The 21,162-nt window shown below is 67.4% G+C and carries 23 protein-coding genes, 1 other RNA gene and 1 riboswitch; of the genes, 10 read left to right on the top strand and 14 right to left on the bottom strand.

Annotated features, from left to right (window positions below; translation table 11 throughout):
• Nucleotides 1-11: 11 nt before the first annotated feature.
• Nucleotides 12-458 (bottom strand): division/cell wall cluster transcriptional repressor MraZ, encoded by a 447-nt coding sequence (mraZ, locus tag CKW06_RS03450; RefSeq protein WP_004143635.1) that lies wholly within the window; start codon nt 456-458, stop codon nt 12-14.
• Between the two features lie 323 nt (nt 459-781).
• Here mraZ and CKW06_RS03445 point away from each other — a divergent pair, with 323 nt between their 5' ends.
• Both CKW06_RS03445 and CKW06_RS03440 read left to right on the top strand, forming a co-directional pair.
• Entirely contained in the window at nt 782-1,534 is a 753-nt protein-coding gene (locus CKW06_RS03445; protein WP_024957274.1) for an NRDE family protein, read from the top strand.
• 317 nt (nt 1,535-1,851) lie between these two features.
• On the top strand, nt 1,852-2,331 hold the full coding sequence (locus tag CKW06_RS03440) for a DM13 domain-containing protein (protein WP_024957273.1): 480 nt from the start codon (nt 1,852-1,854) through the stop codon (nt 2,329-2,331).
• Between the two features lie 138 nt (nt 2,332-2,469).
• On the opposite strand, the gene rnpB is transcribed toward CKW06_RS03440, so the two are convergent.
• Both rnpB and rsmI read right to left on the bottom strand, forming a co-directional pair.
• An RNA gene (gene rnpB / locus CKW06_RS03435) (RNase P RNA component class A) lies at nt 2,470-2,821 on the bottom strand.
• Nucleotides 2,822-2,976: 155 nt separating this feature from the next.
• A complete protein-coding gene (gene rsmI, locus CKW06_RS03430) occupies nt 2,977-3,795 on the bottom strand; it encodes a 16S rRNA (cytidine(1402)-2'-O)-methyltransferase (RefSeq protein ID WP_024957272.1) in 819 nt (272 codons plus the stop codon).
• Nucleotides 3,796-3,876: 81 nt separating this feature from the next.
• On the opposite strand from rsmI, the gene CKW06_RS03425 reads away from it, so the two are divergent.
• From CKW06_RS03425 to CKW06_RS03410, 4 genes are all read left to right on the top strand, one after another.
• On the top strand, nt 3,877-5,598 hold the full coding sequence (locus CKW06_RS03425; RefSeq protein WP_024957271.1) for a penicillin-binding protein activator: 1,722 nt from the start codon (nt 3,877-3,879) through the stop codon (nt 5,596-5,598).
• A complete protein-coding gene (locus CKW06_RS03420; protein WP_024957270.1) occupies nt 5,588-5,956 on the top strand; it encodes a YraN family protein in 369 nt (122 codons plus the stop codon). Before CKW06_RS03425 ends, CKW06_RS03420 begins: the two co-directional genes overlap by 11 nt.
• A gap of 110 nt (nt 5,957-6,066) precedes the next feature.
• Nucleotides 6,067-6,684 carry a metal-dependent hydrolase gene (locus tag CKW06_RS03415; protein ID WP_024957269.1) on the top strand — a complete coding sequence of 206 codons (618 nt, stop codon included), beginning with the start codon at nt 6,067-6,069 and terminating at the stop codon, nt 6,682-6,684.
• Nucleotides 6,681-8,066, top strand: coding sequence for an FAD-binding oxidoreductase (locus tag CKW06_RS03410; RefSeq protein ID WP_024957268.1), 1,386 nt, complete (start codon nt 6,681-6,683; stop codon nt 8,064-8,066). The genes CKW06_RS03415 and CKW06_RS03410 overlap by 4 nt, the downstream gene beginning before the upstream one ends.
• Before the next feature lie 22 nt (nt 8,067-8,088).
• Here CKW06_RS03410 and CKW06_RS03405 read toward each other — a convergent pair whose 3' ends face one another.
• On the bottom strand, nt 8,089-10,110 hold the full coding sequence (locus CKW06_RS03405; protein ID WP_024957267.1) for an acyltransferase family protein: 2,022 nt from the start codon (nt 10,108-10,110) through the stop codon (nt 8,089-8,091).
• A gap of 494 nt (nt 10,111-10,604) precedes the next feature.
• Between CKW06_RS03405 and CKW06_RS03400 the strand changes: the two genes are divergently transcribed.
• The gene (locus tag CKW06_RS03400) at nt 10,605-11,021 is read left to right on the top strand and encodes a hypothetical protein (RefSeq protein WP_024957266.1); all 417 of its coding nucleotides are present in this window, start codon (nt 10,605-10,607) and stop codon (nt 11,019-11,021) included.
• Between the two features lie 119 nt (nt 11,022-11,140).
• Here the strand turns inward: CKW06_RS03400 and thiL are convergent, their stop codons facing one another.
• The 5 genes from thiL to CKW06_RS03375 form a co-directional block, all read right to left on the bottom strand.
• Nucleotides 11,141-12,103 carry a thiamine-phosphate kinase gene (gene thiL / locus CKW06_RS03395; RefSeq protein ID WP_032963719.1) on the bottom strand — a complete coding sequence of 321 codons (963 nt, stop codon included), beginning with the start codon at nt 12,101-12,103 and terminating at the stop codon, nt 11,141-11,143.
• A gap of 200 nt (nt 12,104-12,303) precedes the next feature.
• Nucleotides 12,304-12,783, bottom strand: coding sequence for a transcription antitermination factor NusB (gene nusB / locus CKW06_RS03390; protein ID WP_005408062.1), 480 nt, complete (start codon nt 12,781-12,783; stop codon nt 12,304-12,306).
• A complete protein-coding gene (gene ribH, locus CKW06_RS03385) occupies nt 12,780-13,247 on the bottom strand; it encodes a 6,7-dimethyl-8-ribityllumazine synthase (RefSeq protein ID WP_005408061.1) in 468 nt (155 codons plus the stop codon). The genes nusB and ribH overlap by 4 nt, the downstream gene beginning before the upstream one ends.
• 159 nt (nt 13,248-13,406) lie before the next feature.
• Complete coding sequence (ribB, locus tag CKW06_RS03380) at nt 13,407-14,507, bottom strand: 3,4-dihydroxy-2-butanone-4-phosphate synthase (protein WP_024957264.1); 1,101 nt, start codon at nt 14,505-14,507, stop codon at nt 13,407-13,409.
• Nucleotides 14,504-15,130 carry a riboflavin synthase gene (locus tag CKW06_RS03375; RefSeq protein WP_024957263.1) on the bottom strand — a complete coding sequence of 209 codons (627 nt, stop codon included), beginning with the start codon at nt 15,128-15,130 and terminating at the stop codon, nt 14,504-14,506. Before CKW06_RS03375 ends, ribB begins: the two co-directional genes overlap by 4 nt.
• A 74-nt stretch (nt 15,131-15,204) precedes the next feature.
• Nucleotides 15,205-15,350: riboswitch (FMN riboswitch) on the bottom strand.
• Nucleotides 15,351-15,537: 187 nt separating this feature from the next.
• On the opposite strand from CKW06_RS03375, the gene CKW06_RS03370 reads away from it, so the two are divergent.
• The 3 genes from CKW06_RS03370 to CKW06_RS03360 all read left to right on the top strand — a co-directional run bounded on the left by CKW06_RS03370 (nt 15,538) and on the right by CKW06_RS03360 (nt 17,718).
• Nucleotides 15,538-16,158, top strand: a complete 621-nt coding sequence (locus tag CKW06_RS03370) for a hypothetical protein (protein WP_024957262.1) — start codon at nt 15,538-15,540, stop codon at nt 16,156-16,158.
• A gap of 151 nt (nt 16,159-16,309) precedes the next feature.
• A complete protein-coding gene (locus CKW06_RS03365; protein WP_024957261.1) occupies nt 16,310-17,194 on the top strand; it encodes a hypothetical protein in 885 nt (294 codons plus the stop codon).
• A 95-nt stretch (nt 17,195-17,289) separates the two neighbouring features.
• Complete coding sequence (locus tag CKW06_RS03360) at nt 17,290-17,718, top strand: hypothetical protein (protein ID WP_077684417.1); 429 nt, start codon at nt 17,290-17,292, stop codon at nt 17,716-17,718.
• A gap of 35 nt (nt 17,719-17,753) precedes the next feature.
• On the opposite strand, the gene ribD is transcribed toward CKW06_RS03360, so the two are convergent.
• The 5 genes from ribD to CKW06_RS03335 all read right to left on the bottom strand — a co-directional run bounded on the left by ribD (nt 17,754) and on the right by CKW06_RS03335 (nt 21,065).
• Nucleotides 17,754-18,839, bottom strand: coding sequence for a bifunctional diaminohydroxyphosphoribosylaminopyrimidine deaminase/5-amino-6-(5-phosphoribosylamino)uracil reductase RibD (ribD, locus tag CKW06_RS03355; protein ID WP_024957259.1), 1,086 nt, complete (start codon nt 18,837-18,839; stop codon nt 17,754-17,756).
• Between the two features lie 178 nt (nt 18,840-19,017).
• A complete protein-coding gene (nrdR, locus tag CKW06_RS03350; protein WP_004143350.1) occupies nt 19,018-19,539 on the bottom strand; it encodes a transcriptional regulator NrdR in 522 nt (173 codons plus the stop codon).
• A 149-nt stretch (nt 19,540-19,688) separates the two neighbouring features.
• Nucleotides 19,689-20,138, bottom strand: a complete 450-nt coding sequence (locus tag CKW06_RS03345) for a hypothetical protein (protein ID WP_024957258.1) — start codon at nt 20,136-20,138, stop codon at nt 19,689-19,691.
• Between the two features lie 27 nt (nt 20,139-20,165).
• On the bottom strand, nt 20,166-20,585 hold the full coding sequence (locus CKW06_RS03340) for a hypothetical protein (protein ID WP_005408053.1): 420 nt from the start codon (nt 20,583-20,585) through the stop codon (nt 20,166-20,168).
• Between the two features lie 6 nt (nt 20,586-20,591).
• Entirely contained in the window at nt 20,592-21,065 is a 474-nt protein-coding gene (locus tag CKW06_RS03335) for a hypothetical protein (RefSeq protein ID WP_024957257.1), read from the bottom strand.
• Nucleotides 21,066-21,162: the final 97 nt, after the last annotated feature.

Raw genomic sequence — 21,162 nt, 5'->3', positions numbered from 1 at the left:
GGCACCCCGGCTCACAACTTCAGGTCGAGCAACCCATCACCCAGATCCTCGTCAGACAACGTCTGCTGGATCAGGGCCCGATGCGCCTGCTCGCTCCACAATTCGAACTTGTCGCCCATACCGAGCAATACCGCCTTCTTCTCAATGCCCACCGCACCGCGGTGGCTGGCGGGGATGCTGATGCGACCGTTGCCGTCCAGTTCCAGATGGGCGGCCGAGCCGACCAGCTTCTGCTGCAACAGGCGCACGACGCGCTGGGTGTTGGGCTTGGACATGACGTCGTCGCGGACCCGCTCCCATTCCGACTCTGCATACAGCCACAGGCAGCCGGCTTCGAACGGGTTGTAGGTCAGCACGAGACGGTTGTTGCTGGCGCGCGCGACGAGGTCGCGGTAAGCGGTGGGAACCGCCATGCGCCCTTTATCGTCAACTGTGATGGCCGTCTCGCCCTGGAACACGACGCGTGCACCTATCCTTCGCCCGGTGAAACATTGAACCACGAAAACCCACAAAACACCCGGATTTCCCTCTGATGCCCACCTTAGCAGCGGCCGAAGGGTTGTCAACAACTTTTCAGCGGGGAAATCGCCAGCCGCATCAATGGCTTGCAACAACCTTTAGAGAATTGTTCAAGGCTTATCCACAAGTTGCTGATCCGTCTCAATTTTTGAGATTGAACGGAAGTTCAGGGCTGTGGACAAGGCGTGAAACATCGCCCGCGCATTCATCCGGAACCGGCCGGAAACGCCGCCGGACTGCGCAAACGATGCACAATGAGGCCATGTGCCTGCTCGCTCTTGGCTGGATGCACCACCCGCGCTGGCGGCTGGTGATGACCGGCAACCGTGATGAGTTCCACGCCCGCCCGACCGCGGCGCTGGCCACCTGGCAGGATGAGACCTCCGTCATCGGAGGGCGCGACCTGCGCTCCGGCGGTGGCTGGGCCGCCGTCGGCGCCGGCGGCCGCATGGCCGTGGTCACCAATGTCCGTGATCCGCTGGCCGCACAGACCGGCCCGTCCCGGGGAGCACTGGTGGCCGACTTCCTGCGCGGCCGCGACCCCGCCGCCGTGCATATCGACCGGCTGGCCACCGTGGCGGGCGCGTATGCGCCCTTCAACCTGCTGCTGGCCGATGGCGACAGCCTGGAGTACCTGGGCAACCACCCCGCCGAGCGCCAGAGCCTGGGCCCGGGTGTGCATGGCATGTCCAACGGCGCGCTGGACGCGCCCTGGCCGAAGACCCGACGGCTGATGGACGCGCTGTCGGCGTGGCTGCAGGCCGGCGATGAGGACCTGGCCCCGCTCTGGGCCGCGCTGGCCGACGAACATCGCCCCGCCGACAGCGACCTGCCCGACACCGGCATCGGCCTGGAACGCGAGCGCTGGCTGAGCCCGGCCTTCATCCGCGGCGACGATTACGGCACCCGCGCCAGCACCGTGCTGCTGATCGATGCCGATGGCCACGGCGAGATCCACGAGCGCCGCTTCGGCCCGCAGGGTGCAGCCAACGGACAGAGCCACGTCATTTTCTGACCGGGTAATGCCGGCCGTTGGTCGGCATTTCTTTCCAGCAGGGTAGTGCCGGCCGCTGGCCGACAACCTCCGGATCTTCGGGCAGGCCACGCAGCTGCCGGCCAGCGGCCGGCACTACCTGCTCCAGGACTGCCAACGGCGTCATTCAGCTTCCCGGCGCAGCGCCTTCTCGCCCGCGCCACAGGGCCTGCGCCGCTGCGGTCATCCCACTGTGCCCTTTTTGCGTCTCGCACTGTGTCTATAAATGCCGCCCGCAACCTCCCAAGGTGGTCATGCCCGGCGCCATGCCGCGCGATCCACATCCACATGGAGGCCCCATGCGCCGTACCCTCATCCTGCTCGCCACCCACCTGCTCACCCTCGGCCTGGGCTTCGGCCTGGGCATCTACCTGCTGCCCATCCTGATCGCTCCCGATGACCCGCCGGTCGCGAAGGTGCAGGCGGCAATGGGCGACGCCCGCTACCACACCACCTTCCGTCGCGACCTCAAGGGCAGCGACGCGGTGCACTGGGCCGAAGGCAAGGTCAGCGTCAGCGCCCGCCAGGTCGCGTTCGACGGCAAGATGGGCCCGGGGCCGGACTACAAGGTCTACCTGGTCCGCGACTTTGTCGACAACAAGGCCGATTTCCTGAAGATCAAGGCGCAGGCCCAGCGCATCGGCGAGGTGAAGACCTTCAACCGCTTCCTGGTGGAGGTGCCCGCGAACGTGAACGTGGACGACTACACCACCGTGGTGGTGTGGTGTGAACGGTTCGAGCAGTTCATCTCCGCCGGGCAGTACCGTACGCCGGGTTGAGGACCGCGCGACGTCGAGGTAGTGCCGGCCGCTGGCCGGTATTCTGTCCGCCGCTGCTGGCAGCGTGAAGCTGCCGGCCAGCGGCCGGCACTACCGATGCGCGGTTCACGCATATGGAAGCACGCATGTAGAAGAAAGAGGCGGAGCCGGCCGATAAGCCGGGTTCTGTCGTGGACAGTCATTCCTCTAGGCGTTACGTCACCGCAACGCTCAAGCAACCTACCCGGATCCAACGCGGGCCGCGCCAAAGGATCCCTATTTGGTCTTGCTCCAGGTGGGGTTTGCCGTGCCGGTCTGTTGCCAGACTCGCGGTGCGCTCTTACCGCACCATTTCACCCTTACCGGCCTTCCGAAGAAGACGTAGGCGGTATCTTTCTGTTGCACTTTCCGTCGGCTTGCGCCGCCCAGGCGTTACCTGGCACCTTGCCCTATGGAGCCCGGACTTTCCTCGGCACCCCCGAGGGGATGACGCGACTGTCTGGCCGGCTCCGCCAGCGCACATTCTAGCCTACGCACGCCCTTCCTGCCGTGCTGATCGCGGCATCCGGTTCATCCATCCACGCATGACGTGGATCTACCGACTCCGCTGCTCTGGTGGGTGCGGATTCCGCTTTGGTGGGTGCGGACCTTGGTCCGCACGATCCATCAACTGCCGTACAACGCCTTGCGCGGTGCACCGGTCAACTCTGCCGCCAGCTTCGCCGCGGTCGACGGCGGCAGATGCTCGCTCAGCTTGGCGTAGACGCGGCGGCCATGCGCCAGCTGCGCTTCTTCATCATCGCCAGCGCCCTGCACCATCACCACGAACTCGCCCTTGCGCTGGTTCTCGTCGGCTTCCACCTTGGCCAGCAGGCCGGCCAGATCGCCATCGAGCACGGTCTCGAACAGCTTGGTCAGCTCACGCGCCAGTACCGCAGGGCGTTCGCCGCCGAAGATCGCCGCCATGTCCGCCAGCGACTCGGCGATGCGATGCGAGGATTCGTAGAACACCATCGTGCGTACTTCACCGGCCAGCGCCTGCAGGCGGTCGCGGCGGCCGCTGGCCTTGGCCGGCAAGAAACCCTCGAAGCTGAAGCGGTCACTGGGCAGGCCCGCCACGCTCAAAGCGGCGATGGCAGCACAGGCACCGGGAATCGGGCTGACCTTGATGCCCGCCGCACGCGCGGCACGCACCAGGCGGAAGCCGGGATCGCTGACCAGCGGGGTACCGGCATCGCTCACCAGCGCCAGCGATTCGCCCGCCTGCAGGCGCGAGACCAGGCGCTGCGACAGCGCTTCCTCATTGTGCTCGTGCAGGGCCACCAGCGGTTGCTGGATGCCGAAATGGGACAGCAGCTGGCCGCTGCGGCGGGTGTCCTCGGCACAGATGGCCGCCACCGCGCGCAGCACCTCCTGCGCGCGCGGGCTCAGATCGGCCAGGTTGCCGATCGGGGTGGCGACGACGTACAGGGTTGGGACACTCATTTCAGCGGTACTCACGGGGCAAGGGTAGAATCGTAGCGTGTACCCGGCCAAGGCCGCTGCCCTCATCGCATGGACCCGATCATGAACAAGCCCGCCGCACGGATCTCCGCCCTGTCGTTGTCGCTGATGCTGCTGGCCGGCTGTGCCACCACCAGCTTGACCAGCGCGCCCGAATCGCCGGCCCAGAGCCAGGCGCTGGCGCTGATCGACCAGGGCAAGCCGCGCGACGCCGCACTGCAGCTGGAAGGCCTGGCTGCCACCCTGCGCGGCGGAGCCCGCGCCAATGCCCTGGCCGATGCGGCCTGGGCCTGGCACCTGGCCGGCGACAGCGCCCGCGCGCGCAGCCTGCTGGGCCAGCTCACCGCCCGCCAGCTGACCGGCGCCAGCCTGCAGCGCTACCAGTTGACCAGTGCCGAGCTGGCGCTGGCCGACAAGCAGCCGGGGCAGGCCCTGGCCCTGCTGAAGGACCACGGCGACAACGTGCTGCCGGCACTGCGGACGCGCTGGTATCTGGCCCGCGCCACTGCGCTGCAGGGCACCGGCGATGCCTTCGGCGCTGCCACCGAACGCGCCCGCGCCCATGCCAGCCTGACCGGCAGTGCGCGCAGCGAGAACCAGGCCGCCATCGCCGGCCTGCTCGGTACCCTCGACGACGCCACCCTGCGCAGTCGTGCCGCCGCCCTGCCGGCCAACGACCCGCTGTACAACTTCGCCGGCCGCGCACTGATCGCACGCGGCCTGCCGCTGCCGCGACCGTTCGACCGCGATGGCGCCGCCCAGTTCGACACCAGCAAGCGCCCGCCGGCGATGAGCGACGGTTATCGCCCGCCGGCCAAGCTGGCCGTGCTGCTGCCGCTCAGCGGCCGCCTGGCCACCGCCGCGCAGCCGGTGCGCGATGGCCTGCTGGCCGCGTACTACGGCGAGACCCGCCGCCGCCCGGACATCAACTTCATCGACACCGCCGGTACCCCGGCCGGTGCCCTCGCCGCCTATGACAAGGCCGTGGCCTCCGGTGCCGACTTCGTGGTCGGCCCGCTGGGCCGCGACGAAGTGGACGCGGTGTACGGCCGTAAGCAGCTGCAGGTGCCGGTGCTGGCGCTGAACCGTGGCAAGGATGCGCCGCCGGCCGGCAGCGCCGGTTTCTCGCTGGCACCGGAAGATGACGGCATCGTCGCCGCTGAATACCTGCGTGGTCGCGAGCGCGGCAAGGCGCTGGTGATCAACAGCGCCGACGATACCGGCCGCCGTGCCGCCGCCGCCTTCGCCCAGCGCTTCGCCCAGCGTGGCGGCCAGGTGGTGGCCACCATCGGTGTCAGCGATGCGGTCGGCGATGTCGGTGCGCAGGTGCGCAATGCCGGCCAGGTCGATGCCGTATTCCTCGCCGTGCGTGCGCCGCAGGCGCGCCTGCTGGCGCCGCAGCTGGCGCTGGCCGGTGCCGGCGGCGCCACCCGCGTCGGCACCTCGCAACTGACCATCGGCAGCGGCAAGGTGGAAGAAGACGTGGCGCTGGACGGCATCGTCTACCCGAATGAGGCCTGGAACGTGCGCAGCGTGTCGGGCCTGCCGTCGGCCAGCCAGGTCGCCAGCACCCTGCCCAGCGCACGCGGTGCAGCCGGCCGCCTGTTCGCGTTCGGCGCCGATGCCTGGAAGATCACCGCCTATCTGGACAAGCTGTCCAACGAAGGCGGCCTGGACGGTGCCACCGGCACCCTGTTCCTGGACAGCAACGGCAACATCCTGCGCCAGCCGGCATGGTCCACCTTCAATGGCGGCCGGCCGATGCCGATCGTCGGTGGTCGCTGAGCGCAGCCAACGTGGCTCGGCGGTGGAAGCCGCCGCCGAGCAGCATCTGCAACAGGCGGGACTGCAGCCGCGTGCGCGCAACGTGCGCTATCGCGGCGGTGAACTGGACCTTGTGATGGACGATGCCGGCACCGTGGTGTTCGTGGAAGTGCGCTATCGCGCGCGATCGGATTTCGGTGGCGGTGCCGCTTCGGTGGATGTGCGCAAGTGCCGACGCCTGGCGCACGCCGCGCAGCTGTACCTGCAGGACAACCCGGCGCTGGCCAATGCACCCTGCCGTTTTGATGTGGTCGACGCCACCGGCGAGCCGCCGCAGCTGCGGTGGCTGCGTGATGCGTTCCGGCTGGATGATTGCTGATGGGTACCGTCCGCTCTGGTAGAGGCCGACCTTGGTCGGCGCTTCTGTGCCAACCAAGGTTGGCACCTGCCAGAGCGCAGCCAGGCCGGCACGACCACGGTGTGTGACTGATGCCTTCGATCATCACCCATGCTGCTGTGCCGCTGGCGCTGTGGTGCGCCGCTGATCGCGGCCGCATCCCGCCGCGCCTGCTGGCGGCCGGCGTGATTGCAGCGATGCTGCCCGATGCCGATGTACTGGCCTTCGCGCTGCACATTCCCTACGCCGATGCGTTCGGCCATCGCGGCGCCAGCCATTCGCTGCTGTTTGCCGGCGTGCTGGCGGCATTGGCCGCGGTGCTGGCGTTCTTTGGTAATTGCCGACCTTGGTCGGCGCAGCACGCCTCCGGTAGTCGCCGACCTTGGTCGGCGGGTGTGTGCCAACCAAGCTTGGCATCTACCGTGCAGGCGGCGGTATTCGTCTTCATCTGCGCTGCCAGCCACCCGCTGCTGGATGCGATGACCTCTGGCGGCCTCGGCGTGGCCCTCGCCTGGCCCTGGAGCGAACAACGCTTCTTCGCACCGTGGCGACCGATCCGCGTTTCACCGTTCGCCCCACAGTTCTTCAGCGCGCGCGGCCTGGCCACCCTGCTGTCGGAACTGCGCTGGGTGTGGCTGCCACTGGCTGGCGCCGTTGTTGCCTGGAAACTGATCCAACCCGCTCCTGCTGCCCCACGAGATCCGTCATGAGTCCTGCCCTGCCTGCTGCCCTGGTTGCCGAACTGTCCGCCCTGCTGGGCGCGGAGGGCTGGCGCATGGATGACAGCGCGCTGGAGGCCAACGCGCAGGACAACTCGTGGCGTCATCAACGCCCCGCCGCCGTCGCGCAGCCTGCCAACATCGAACAGGTGCAGGCACTGGTGCGCGCATGCCGGGCCCATCACGTAGCGCTGGTCGCACGTGGCGCCGGCACTGGCACCACCGGCGCGGCCGTGCCGCTGCCCGGCAGCATCGTGCTGTCGTTCACCCGCATGGACCGCATCGTCGAGATCCGCGCCGGCGATCGCTGCGCGGTGGTGCAACCGGGCGTGCTCAATGGCGCCCTGCAGCAGGCACTGGCCCCGCATGGCCTGTTCTGGGCGCCGGATCCTTCCAGCGCCGAGATCTGCAGCGTCGGTGGCAACCTGGCCTGCAATGCGGGCGGCCCGCGCGCGGTGAAGTACGGCACCAGCCGCGACAACGTGCTGGGCCTGGTGGCAGTGACCGGCACCGGCGATGTGATCCGCTGCGGCGGCGCCTACACCAAGGATGCCACTGGCTACGATCTGACCCATCTGCTGGTGGGCAGCGAAGGCACGCTGGCATTGATCGTGGAAGCCACGCTGAAACTGACCCCGCTGCCGGTCAGCCAGGCCGGGCTGCGCGTGCTGTACCGCGATGCCGATGCCGCCGCCGCGGCGGTGTCACGGCTGATGTCGCAGCCGGTGGTACCCACCCGCCTGGAATTCATGGACGCGCGCAGCCTGGAGCTGCTGCGCCTCAATGGTGCCGAGGTACCGGAGGCCGGTGCGATGCTGCTGGTCGAGGCCGATGGCGACCACGACACCCTGCCCTACCTGCTGCAGGCACTGGCCAGCGCCGCCGAAGGCGACGGCATCATCGAACTGGATGTGGCGATGGAAGGACGCGCGCGCGACCAGCTGTGGGCCGCGCGCAAGGCGTTGTCGCCTGCGCTGCGCAGCGTTGCGCCGGGCAAGATCAATGAAGACGTGGTGGTCCCGGTGTCGCGCATTCCGGAGCTGGTGGCGGGCGTGCAGGCCTTGGCGCGCGACTACACGCTGACCATCGTCACCTTCGGCCATGCCGGCAACGGCAACCTGCACGTCAACATCCTGTATCACCCGGACGATGCCGACGAAAACGCACGCGCGCATGCCGCGCTGCCAAAGATCTTCGCGCTGACGCTGGCACTGGGTGGCACGCTGTCGGGCGAACACGGCATTGGCCTGGCCAAGCGCGATTTCATGGCGCAGGCCTTTACCCCGGAAACGCTGGCGACGATGCGCGCGATCAAGGCCGCGCTGGACCCGGACGGCATTCTCAACCCGGGCAAGGTGCTGCCGCCGGTGTGAACGCCGCCGGGCATGCCCGGCGCTACCGGGGCGCGCTGCCTACGCTGTCGATGAGGGTCTGGCGGAAGCTGGGCAGCAGCACGCGATTGCCGTGCCCGCTCAGATGGTCATTGTCGAAGAACAGGGGTTCACCGTCTTCCACCGCCGAACAGGTGTCTGGCCCGCACAGCAACGGCAGCGGATCCCACACGGTCAGTGACGGGTAACGTGCGGCCAGGTCCGCCAGCAGTGCCATCTGCGGCACGCGCAGCATTTCCAGATCCGCACGCGGCATGCTCAGACCGCCGGCACAAGCCGGATTGCGGCGATTGAACCAGTCCGAACAGCGGTATGCACCTGCCTTGAACAGCGGTAGCGGTGCGTCGATCACCACGTGTACGCCCAGCGTCTGCAAACGCCCGAGAACATGATCAGCCTCATCGCGCGCGGCCTGCGCATCGGTCGGGGTACGCTCGGCAAGCAATTGACGATAGACCTGCTGCGCATCCTGCTGTTGCCAGTCGAATCCGCGCAGCTCCGGCATGCGCAATGCCGCAAGCAGCACGATGTCACCAGGACGTGCTTCGCTCTCGATGGTCGACAGCGCGTCCTCAATGAAGTCCTGGCAGTCGGCCGGGCTGGCCCGCAGCAGGTTGACGAAGCTGCAACCACCGCGATCCTGCTGACGCACCTCCATGCCGGTCTGGCGCGCGACCATGCTGGTCATGGTGCGATACGCCGCTGCATGCGAGTCGCCCACCACGAACAGGCGCCGCCCTTCAAGCGCTGGCGCACTCACCGGCTCCAGCGGTCGCCACGCCGGGTAGCGGCGCGCCTGCCATGCATATCCGTCGCGGGTAACGCTCAGCGAGACCTGCTCGTGGTACTCCACCGTGGCCCAGGCGCCTGCGCCGCATAGCGCGACCACTGGCAGCGCCATCGCCAGCACCTTGGCCGGTGCCAGGCGCAGCAGCGGCGCCGCACTGCGCAGCGGGCGCTCGATGAAGTGGTAGGACGCGGCCGACACCGCCAGCAGCAGCACCGGATACAGCCACGGCGCGACGCCATGCAGGCCATACGTCCAGCGCAGCAGCACCAGCAGCGGCCAATGCCACAGGTACAGCGAGTAGGACAACCGGCCCAGGTAGGCCAGCGGTGCGCAGCCCAGCGCGCGCCCAATGCGCGATGTATCCGGTGCCGACACGCTCGCCAACAGCATCAACGTACCGGCCACGGTGGCCAGCACGCCCGGAACCGGCATCGCCAGCTGCGGTGCGATCACCACGCCTGCACCCAGCAGCACCAGACCGATCACTGCAACCGCATCACCGTTCCGGCCCAGCGTACGCGTGCGCATCCACTGGTACAGCAGCGCGCCCGCAGCCAGCTCCCAGAACCGCGCCGGCAGCAGGTAGAACGCTGCCGCCGGTGCCGATTGCGCCTGCCAGCCCGCCCACGCCAGCGACAGCAGGGTGAGCACCGGCAACAGCCAACGCGACCACGGCCAGCGCTCACGCCCGCGCAGCCACACGAAGAACAGCAGCGGGAAGACCAGATAGAACTGCTCCTCCACGCCCAGCGTCCACGTGTGCAGGAACGGATTGAGTTCCGCACCGGGCGAGAAATAGTCGTCCTGCTGGCCGGCCAGCACGATGTTGCTGAGGCCGACCAGCGCGGCCCAGCCGGTCTGGTCGAACTGCTCATTGCGCCACGCGCGGGGAATGAACAGTGCGGACAGCACGAAGGTGGCCATCAACATCGCCAGCAGCGCCGGCAACAGGCGCAGCACGCGGCGCCGGTAGAAGTCGAGCAGCATCGCGCCCAGCGACGCATGCGTGCGGGAGGCCAGCGACTGGCTGATCACGAAGCCGGACACCACGAAGAACAGGTCCACGCCGGTGAACCCCCCGGGCAGCCACATGGCGTTGGTGTGGAAGACGACGACGGCCAGCACGGCCAGTGCACGCAGGCCGTCGATGGCAGCGTTGTGCGAACGTTTGGAAGGGGACATGCAGGCAACGAGCGGAAAACGGTCCGACAGCATCACCACCGCTGCCGCAGTCATTCAATGGACGATCGCGACAGAGCAGGTAGGTGTTTAGGTTCGATCCAGCCTGTGAGCGACAGCGGAGCCAAGCCATGCTCGGCTGCTCTTCGTGCTGATCGCGATGAGCCGAGCGTGGGCCCGGCTCTACAGGAATGTCGCGATTGCCACGCTGAGGCGCGCGCCACGCGTCTGCAACACATTCTAGCTTTCCAACAATTCTCATTGGCAGCATTGGCGCTTCATGCTGATCATGTAGCGCCGCCGATAACGGGTGGCACGGGCTTCCAATCCCGTTAGGTTGATGTGTTGGTTACGCTTGCCTGCCGGCGTCGCTCTTTCCTTGCTGGGTGGCGTCGGCAGGCATTCCGTCCGCGCTTACATGGCGGGCGGTGCGTGGGGGCCTCGTGCCCGCCGGCGCTTCTACATCGACCTCCGGTATTGGAACCACGCACCGTCCGCCACCCTCGCTGTTAAGCAGGGTGGCTCCTTGCCTCTTGCACAAGGACGCCGCCATGACCGCTTCCCCCTACCCGCACCTGTTCGCTACCCTGGGCGACGCCGCCACGCGCCTGCCGGACGATCTGGCACGCACACTGGAAGACACCTTCGTTGCGCTGCAGAGCGGCAACAACGCCGGGGCCATCACCCTGCAGGCCTGCCTGCAGCACATCCGCCAGGGCGATGCGGCCGACGGCCAGCCGTGGCCCGGCAGCAACCGTACACCCGGGCAGCGCGTGGCGTTGGCGCGCATCGACCGCGCCAATGCCGGGCTCAGTTTCCTGCTGGAACTGCTGCACGCCACCGAACGCGCCCGCGTGGACGGGGATATCGACCAGCACATGGATGACGGCGCGCGCGAAGGGCTGTTGCTGGCCTGCCGTGGGCTGGCCGAGTATGTGGATCTGCAGTTGCACGCGACGAAGCACTGAGCGATGCCGATACACTCGACCTCGGTAGGTGTCGACCTTGGTCGACACGGCATTGGCATGGGCGCCCGACACATTCGTGCCAACCAAGGTTGGCACCCACCAGAGCAGGACCGCTGTGGCTACGCGAAGTGCTGGTATCCGCCGTCGGCGGCTTCGCCATCCACGTGCACGCCCTGCCCTTCGGCGATGCGGCCGATGCGAGTGAGCGGCACGTCCAGCGATTCGGCCAGATAGTGCAGCGCATCGCGCTGGTCGGCGGCGGCGGTGAAGCACAGCTCGTAGTCGTCGCCACCACGCAATGCGCAATCGCGTGCATCGTCGCGGCCGAGCAGCTCACGCAGCGCGTGCGAGATCGGCAGCGAATCGGCATCCACATGCGCGGCCACGTTGCTGCGTGTGGCGATGTGGCCCAGGTCGGCCAGCAGGCCGTCGGACACATCCACCGCCGCATGCGCGAAGGCACGCAGGCGCAGGCCCAGGGTCACACGCGGCGTCGGCCGCAGCAGGCGCAGGCGCAGGCTTTCGTAGTCGGCCAGCAGCGTGGCGGTGGCGATGCTCAGCGCACCCTGCTGCCACAGGCGCAGCGCACCGGCGGCATCGCCCAGCGTGCCGCTGACCCAGATGTCATCGCCCACCTGCGCGCGGTCGCGGCGCAGCGCCTGGCCACGCCCGACCTGGCCCATCGCGGTCACCGACAACGACAGCGGGCCGCGCGTGGTGTCGCCGCCGATCAGCGCGATGTCGTGCTGGTCGGCCAGGGCGAAGAAGCCATCGGCGAAGGCCTCGATCCAGTCTTCCGACGCTTCCGGCAGCGACAACGCCAGCGTGCACCACGCCGGGCGCGCGCCCATCGCGGCGAGATCCGACAGGTTGACCGCCAGGGTCTTCCAACCAATGTCGAAGGCCGGGGTTTCCGCCGGGAAGTGCACGCCGCTGTTGAGCGTGTCGGCGGTGACCACCAGTTGTTCGTTGGCGCGCGGCTGCAGCAGCGCGGCGTCATCGCCAATGCCGAGCAGGATGTCGTCGCGCTCGAGGGTGCGGGCGCGGATGCGGTCGATGAGGGCGAATTCGGCCAGGGACATGGGGCGTTCCGGCGGGTTGCATGGATGGGCGGCGGGCGCGGATGCCGACCAGGTGAACCGGCTGGGGGGTAGAGTCGACTGTCAGTCGACTGCTCTCCGGTCCGACACTACGACTGCTGATCGAAAGGCAGTCGACTGACAGTCGACTCTACCGAAGCAGATTCCCGCGCCGTTCAATGAACGATGCGGGACGCAGTGGGTCAGTGACCCGATTCGACCTTGCGCCATTCCACGGCGGCACGATCCAGCACGCCGTTGACGTAGGTGTGGCCGTGCTCGGAACCGAAGCGCTTGGCCGATTCGATGGCTTCGTTGATCACCACGCGGTATGGCACGTCCAGGCGGTAGCGCAGCTCGTAGGCGGCCAGGCGCAGCACCGCGCGTTCGATCGCGTCCACTTCCTCGATGCCACGGTCCAGGTACGGGCCGAGGGCTTCGTCGATGTCGCGGCGGTTGTCGAGCACACCGTGCAACAGCGCCTCGAAATACGCCAGATCGGCGATTTCGCGGGCCTGCTCGTGGGCGAACTGGGCGATCAGCGACTGTGCGTTGCCGCCGGAGATCTGCCAGGCGTAGATGGCCTGCACGGCACGACGGCGGGCGCGCGAGCGCAGCACCGGATCGACGCCATCGCGGCGGACGGGTTTACCGGAGGGCTTGCCCTGGGTGTTCTTGTTCATGGCAGCTGCTCCAGAAGATTGACCATTTCCAATGCGGCGAGTGCGACTTCCTCGCCCTTGTTGCCGTGGCTGCCGCCTGCGCGGGCCTCGGCGTCTTCAACGCGTTCCACCGCCAGCACGCCGTTCAGCACCGGCACGCCGAAATCCAGCTGCACGCGCATCAAGCCTTCGGCGCAGCGGTCGGCCACGTGCTCGTAATGACGGGTATCGCCACGGATCACGCAGCCCAGGGTGAGGATGGCGGCGTGTTCGTGGGCAGCGGCCAGGCGCGCGGCCACCAGCGGCAGCTCCCAGGCACCCGGCACGCGGATCACGTCGATGTTGGCTTCGGTGATGCCGTTGCCGGCCAGGCTCTGGCGAGCGCCAGCGACCAGCGTGTCGGTGATGCGGGCATTCCAGCGGCTGGCCAGGATGGCGAAGCGCGCCGATTCGGGAGTGCGAAGATCGCCTTCGAAGTGGCTCATATGCGGCTTGGGGGACTCGATAAGGAGGTAATTCTAGCGTGGATGGGCCCCGGCCGTGGCTGGCGGGGGCGCAAGGGCGTGCCGACCAACGGTCGGCACCCACCGGTGGCATGGGGTCGGCACCCACCGGTAGTGCTGGCCGCTGGCCGGCAATTCCCATTACAGGGTGACCGTCTCCACCACTTCCAGGCCGTACCCGGCCAGGCCGATCTGGCGGCGCGGGGTGCCCAGCACGCGGAGCTTGCCCAGGCCCAGGTCGGACAGGATCTGCGCGCCGGCACCGTTGCGGCGCCACTGGCTCACGTCCTTGTCCTTGCCCGGTACCACCGGCGCCGGCTGCTGGCGCAGGCGGGCCAGCAGGGCTTCACCGTCGCGCGGGGCCTGCAGCACCACCATCACGCCGGCGCCTTCGGCATCGATTGCGCGCAGGGCATCGGTGGCGGCCACGCCGAAGTCGTCACGGCGCCAGTGCAGCAGGTCAGCCAGTGGGTTTTCCACCTGCACGCGCACCAGGGTCGGGGTGTCCGCATCCGGCGTGCCACGCACCAGGGCGAAATGCAGGTCGTGGGCGCTGCGATCGCGGTAGGTGACCAGCTTGAACGGGCCGAATTCGGTGTCGATCTCGCGCTCATCCACGCGCTCGACGGTCTTTTCGGTGGCCAGGCGGTAGGCGATCAGGTCGGCGATGGAGCCCATCTTCAGGCCGTGCTCACGGGCGAACACTTCCAGCTCCGGGCGGCGCGCCATGCTGCCATCCGGGTTCAGGATCTCCACCAGCACGCCGGCCGGTTCCAGCCCGGCCAGCATGGCCATGTCTACGGCGGCTTCGGTGTGGCCGGCGCGGGTCAGCACGCCACCCGGCTGGGCGATCAGCGGGAAGATGTGGCCCGGCTGGTGCAGGTCCGACGGCTTGGCGTTGGGCTTCACCGCGGTGCGGATGGTGTGGGCGCGGTCATGCGCCGAAATGCCGGTGGTGACGCCCTCGGCGGCCTCGATGCTGACCGTGAAGTTGGTCTGGAACTGGGCGGTATTGGCCTGCACCATCGGCGCCAGGCCGAGATCGGCGGCGCGGGTACGGTTCAGCGGCAGGCACACCAGGCCACGGCCATGGGTGACCATGAAGTTGATGTCGCTGGCCTTGACCAGCTCGGCGGCCATGATCAGGTCGCCTTCGTTCTCGCGGTCTTCGTCATCGACGATGACCACCATGCGGCCCAGGCGGATGTCTTCCAGGATGTCCGGAATCGGGGCGAAATTCATGCGACATCTCCCTGTGGGTGCTGACCGTTGGTCGGCACACTGATCAGCCGCTCCACATAACGGGCGACCAGATCGATTTCAAGATTGACCGCGCTGCCCACGCCTGCGGCGGAGAAGGCGGTGTTGGCGACCGTGTGCGGGATCAGGGCGACGTCAAAACCTTCGTCGTCCACTTCGTTGACGGTGAGGCTGACGCCGTCCACGCAGATCGAGCCCTTCTTGGCGATGTAGCGGCGCAGCGAGGCCGGCGCGGCGAAACGCCAGCGCTGGGCACGCGCGTCTTCGTGGATGGACAGCACCTGGCCCAAGCCGTCGACGTGGCCGCTGACCAGATGGCCGCCCAGGCGGTCGGTCGGCCGCATGGCGCGTTCCAGGTTGATGACCGACCCTTCGCCCAGCTGACCCAGCGTGGTCAGGCCCAGGGTCTCGGTGGAGGCATCGGCCTGGAAGCTGCTGGCGTCGAATGCGATGACGGTGAGGCAGACGCCGTTGATGGCAATGCTCTCGCCCATCTGCACGTTGTCGAACGGCAGATTCCCGACATTGAAGGTGAAGCGGACATCGCCGCCGATGGATTCGCGTGCGGCCAGACGGCCGACGCCTTCGATGATTCCAGTAAACAAGTAACGTTCTCCGCGAAAAGTGAGCGAAAAACGCCGCAAGGCAAACAGGCGCACGCAGGGCATGAGCCCTGTGGCACCGTCTTCTTTCATCCGGACTATGACCGTCGGCTCCGGCATTGGACCGGATCTGCTGACCCCCGGCCGTGGGCCGGAGCGCTCGCGGGCTCGTGCTTGCGCACCTACCGCCGGTGGGGAATTGCACCCCGCCCTGAAGACGTTTGTGTACCGGCGAACCGGCGTGGCTAGTGTACCAGCCCGGGCTGAACGGGGCTGGATGCCACAGCTGTGACGGCCGTCGCTCGCAATCTGTAAAACTTTCATTAAAATCCTGCCCCGGACGACATGAGGTCGCCACGGGCAGCCCGTTGGGCAGGCCCGCCAAAGGACTGAAATTCACAGGAATTCCCATGCGCAAGATGCTGATCGTGGCCGCCCTGCTGGCCGCCGCCCCGTTCTCGGCTTCGGCCGACGCCCTGAGCTACACCTACGTTGAAGGCGGCTGGACGCAGGTCAAGGTTGACGACAACGCACTGGACGACCCGAAGGTCGACGGCGGCTACCTGCGTGGCTCGGTAGCCATCGCCGAACAGGTCTACGTGTTCGGTGGCTGGTCGCGTACCAGCAAGACCAATCACTACGGCAATGATTCGCTGAAGCTGGAACTGAACCAGCCGGAGCTCGGCATCGGCTACCACATGCCGTGGACCGACCGCCTGGACTTCACCGCCGATGCCGCTTGGGTGCGCCAGAACGCCGAAGCCACCGTCCGCTACGACGGCCTTCGTTTCAGCCAGAAGGATCACACCAACCTGGGCCGCGTCACCATGGGCATCCGTGGCAAGCCGTCGCGCATGACCGAAGGTTGGGTCAAGGCCGGTTACATGGACGGCGGCAACAACTTCAAGGGCACCTGGGTCGGCACCGTCGGCGGCCAGATCAACTTCACCAAGACCTGGGGTCTGGTGGGCGAGATCTCCGGCTACCGCGACGTCACCCAGTACTCGGCCGGCGTCCGCGCCAGCTTCTGATCCAACGATCGCTCCTCGTCGTGCGATCGAACGGGCCCCGCAAGGGGCCCGTTTTTTGTCCGCTGCACACCGTCACCTGGCTGCATCGCGCCATCGAAAGTGTGGGCAGATGCGCTAGGCTTGCGCGCTTCTGGAACAGGAAAACACCGTCATGAAGACCCCCACCCGTACCCTTCTGGCCAGCGTGCTGCTGTGCGCCCCGCTGATTGCCAGCGCGGCACCGGCCCAACTGACGCCCGAGCAGGCCTTCGACCTGTATGCACGCGTGCTGCTGGAAGACGACGCGGCCGCCACGCGCACGCTCAACGACGCACTGAAGCCGGCGTTCGAGGGCCAGGATGCCGTGACCCCGAACCCGGGTGCGCTGGCCAAGGCCTTGGCCGAACCCTGGCAGACGGTACTGGCCAGCACCGGCGCCAAGGTCGACGCTGCGGCCACCGAAGCGCTGTATGCCAAGGCGCTGCGCGATTCGAAGTGCCGCGCGACCAAGAGCGTGATCGAAGACAACGAATACGTTGAAGACCAGAAGCTGGCGCGGATCAGCTACAGCTGCCAGGTGCCCGACCTGGGCAAGGTGCGCCCGCTGTTCGCCGCCAGCCTGGCCGACGATGCCAGCCCGGCCGCGCGCAAGCAGTTCACCGATGCCTATACCCAGGCACTGCAGACCGGCGCGCGCGTTCCGGCCAGCGGCACCTTCACCCTGTACCCGGCCAAGGACAATGGCTACTGGTACAGCGGCAACTTCGATGATCTGGTAGGCACCGTGGCCGGTGCGCTGGCACCGTTCGAGGACTGGATGCAGGACGCGCAGGCGGCCAACGCGCCGAAGGTGACCGGCGTTCCGGGCTGCGACCTGTTGCTGCAGCAGCACCGCAGTTGCGTGGCGAAGATCGCACCGGACCAGATCGGCGGCGTGGACGCGATGGCCGAGGAACTGAAGGCCAAGGCCAAGGTGAAGTCGGCCGACGAGATGACGCAGGAGTGCAAGGCGCTGCGCCCGATCGCCGAGATGATGTGGACCGACGCGTGCGCGTGAGCCACGTATAGAGCCGAGTCCGCGCTCGGCTCATCGTCGCCGACGACAAGGGCCACTGCACTTTCAGAACCGTTGCATGGCCCTGCGCGGCCTGCATGGTCAATGCTGTTGCCCTCTTCCACCGGGGCAACCGCATGAAACACCGTATGACGTCGACCGCGCTCATGTTGCTGGCGCTGATGGTGTGCTGGCAGGCCGAAGCGTCCAGGTTCAAAGCCACCAGGATCTTCGTCGTCAAACCCTCGGTTGCCTTTGAGTCAACCCAGCTGAGCGACAGGCACCTGGATGCGTGGATGAGCAATGACGACCACTGCCGCGATTTCCTGATGTACCACGATCAGTGTGCCGTGCTGGTACTGCCGGATGAGTACGACGACGGTTTTACGCGTCGCCAGTTGCGGTTCAAGGCGAGGCAACTGCCGGGCGAGGCGCTCGGCGCGTACTGCCGCGACCTGCATGTGCTGTGGAAGCAGCAGTGGAAGGGCCAGTGCCCGGTCGGCGAAGAAGACGACGAAGCGGCGTGACGCCAAGGGCCCAGCCCCTGCTCTGCGTCATTCCTTCATGGGCGCAGCAGCAGCCTGATGTCCTCGCCGATCTGGCGCTGGTCAACCACACGCAGGCGGTGCTGCTGGTCCATGGCATCGATGCCGAGGCCGGCCAGCAATGGGCATCCATTGTCGCCCAGCAGCGTGGGGGCCTGGTAAAGCAGCAGTTCGTCCACCCAGCCACCGCGCAGCAGCGCACCGGCCAGGGTGGCGCCGGCTTCGGTATGCACTTCGTTGATGCCACGCTCGGCCAGCAGCGCCAGCACCGCGCCCAGATCCAACCGGCCCTCTGCGCTGGGCACGCTGGCGAATTCTGCGTCAGCCGCATCCGGCGCACTTACCGCCGCATCGTGCAGGTACAGCGTCGGTGCCCCGCCCTCGCGCACGCGGCCGCACTCGAGCGAACGCAGGCGCGAATCGAGTACCACGCGCAGCGGTGGCATCACTTCGGTATCGGCCAGGCGCACGGTCAGCATCGGGTCATCAGCCAGCACCGTGTCGGCGCCGGTCAGGATCGCACCAGCACGCGCACGCCAGTGCTGCACGTCTTCGCGTGCGGCTGGACCGGTGATCCACTTGGAGCTGCCGTCGGCCATCGCGGTACGGCCATCAAGGCTGGCGGCCAGCTTCACCCGCAGCCAAGGGCGGTTGCGCTCCACGCGTGACAGGAAGCCTTTGTTGAGCTCACGTGCCTGCGTCGCCATCAGTCCTTCGGCGACCTCGATGCCGGCATTGCGCAGCAGATCAAAGCCACCGCCATCGACCTTCGGGAACGGATCGCGCATTGCGGCAACCACGCGCGACACGCCCGCTTCGATCAGCGCCAGTGCACACGGCGGTGTGCGCCCGTAGTGGGCACAGGGCTCCAGAGTGACGTAGGCGGTGGCACCGCGCGCCTCGCTACCGGCCTCGCGCAGCGCGAACACCTCAGCGTGCGGTCCACCGGCGCGCTGGTGCCAGCCCTGCCCGACCACGCGTTCGCCATGGGCGATCACGCAGCCGACCATCGGGTTGGGGCGGGTGGTATAGGCAGCGCGCTCGGCCAGGCGCAGCGCGTTGGCCATGTGCAGGTGGTCGAGGACGGAGAACGAAGTGGTCATGCGGCCATGGTAACGCTGCCGGTGTGGATCCATGCCATCAGTGCCAACCAAGGTTGGCACCCACCAGAGCGAAGGAGATCCACGCCATCAGCGCCAACTGAGGTTGGCGCCCACCAGAGCAAAGGAGATCCACGTCCTCAGTGCCAACCAAGGTTGGCATCCACCAAGGCAGAGGCGGTCAGCCCTTCTTCTTCTTGGTCAGGGCAATCACGTCGCCCAGCAGCTGCAGCTGTTCGGTACTGGACGGCAGGTCGCGCTCCAGCTTCTCGATCTCCTCGCGGAAATCGGCCACGTCCTCGAAGCTGCGGTAGACCGAAGCGAAGCGCACATAGCCGACATGGTCGAGCTTGCGCAGTTCGTTCATGACGAACTCGCCGACCTTGATGGAGGGCACTTCGCGCTCGCCGCTGATGCGCAGCTGGTGGACCACGGCGCGCACCGCCGCTTCGATCTTGTCTTCGGCCACCGCACGCTTCTGCAGCGCGCGGTCAAAGCCAGCACGCACCTTTCGCTGGTCGAACGCCTCGCGGGTGCCATCGCTCTTGACGATGGCCGGCAGCTTCAGCTCGACTGTTTCCATGGTACTGAAGCGCTCGCCGCAGGCTTCGCATTCACGCCGACGGCGGATCGTCGCGCCGTCTTCAGAGACGCGCGAGTCGATGACCCGGGTATCGGCATGTTGGCAGAAGGGGCAATGCATGGAACGCCTGGCTCAGGGAAATACCTATTGCCACGGTCATGGCAGCGTCGCAAAGGTACCTGAGAAGGGGCCCGGCAGCAAATGCTGTCTGCGCGGAAGTGCCTGCATTTCGGTCGAACCGAGCCTTCAGCGCGGTCAGCGCTGCGCGTTCAAGCGAGTGCCGGCGGCGCCGAGGCCGCGCGCGCCCAACGCAACCACACCAGGTGCCCTGCCACCACCAGCAGCGGCGGGCCAAAGCCGAGGAAGGCCAATGTAGAGATTTCCCCGTGCTTGAAGGTGAAGTACAGCGTGGCGGCAACGACGCCCAACGCGGCCAGGGCACCCACCCCCAGCCCTACCCAGGCGACAACCGGGGAGTGGCGCAGGCCGGTGACACCTCGCCACAGGTACAGGCCGCTCAGCCACAACCACGACAGCAGGCCGATGATTCCGGCCGACGACCACAGCAGCAACAGCCAGTGCTCGTCGCCCGTCAGATACTTGCCGTCCCATACGACCATCAACCCCAGCACGGCACCCGTGCCGCCTGCCGCCACGGTCGGCAGGCCTACCAGCAGGCCGGCGATCGCCATCCAGCGTTTGTGCAGACGCTCATCCATGCGTTCGATCTCCATCCATGGGCCACGTCATCCGCGGCGTTTGATCCACAGCAGCATCGCAGCCGGCACCAGCATCGACGGGCCCAACAGCAACAAGCCGATGCCTTCGGCATGCACGGCGATGCCCCACCACAGCGCCAGCCCCAGCGGGGGCAAGGCGGCGAGACCGCCTGCCAGCAGCATCCACCACCAGAGGCGATGCACGTGCAGCCCGGCACGCCCCTGCATCAGAAAACCCGCGCTGAGCCACAACCAGGCCAGGCAGCCGGCAATGCCGGCCAGGCCCCACAGCGGCATCAGGGTCACCGAGGCCAGCGTGCCATGACCGAACTGGCCCAGCCCCGTCAGCAGCAGCATCGTCGCTACGGCACCGCCCACCACCAGGCTGGGCAGGCCAAACAGCACCGCCAGCGCGGTGTACAGGTACTTGAGGCGGCGCTCATCCATTCGGGCCTACTCCTCTGACCGCGCCGGGCCGGATGGCTCGCCCAGGGCTTCAGCACGCAGCCGCAGGAGGATCAACGTACCGGTGGGTACCAACAGGGACGGCCCGGCGAACAGCCCGCTGAGCACGGACGAACCCAGCTCGGCGAAGTAATACAGCGCCATCGCCAGCAAGGGCAGGCCTGCCAGCACGCCCAGGCCCAACAGCAGCCACCAGCGGCGTGATGCCATGTGCAGCCCGCGTGCACCATCGCGCAGCCAGACGATGCTGAGTGCGACCCAGGCCACGAGGCCGGCGATCGCGCACGATCCCCACGCGAGCATGCCGGCGGCAAACCACAGGTTGTCCGCGTCCAGCGAGACCAGCCCGATCACGCCCATGACCACGGCGATGCAGGCGCCGGCACCGCCGAAGAACAGGCTGGGCAGGCCGAACAGCACCGCCAGTGCGATGTACAGGTACTTGAGGCGGCGCTCATCCATGCGCGGGATTCCTGATGACGGGGTCAGAGCCCTTCCCTGCGGGAAGGGATCCGACCCCTGCGTCGATCCGGAAGGCGGGGTCGGATCCCTTTCCGCC

Source organism: Stenotrophomonas maltophilia, assembly GCF_900186865.1.
GTDB lineage: Bacteria > Pseudomonadota > Gammaproteobacteria > Xanthomonadales > Xanthomonadaceae > Stenotrophomonas > Stenotrophomonas maltophilia.
Note: the sequence above shows the minus strand (reverse complement) of the source record. Positions and strands in the feature narration are given on the sequence as shown.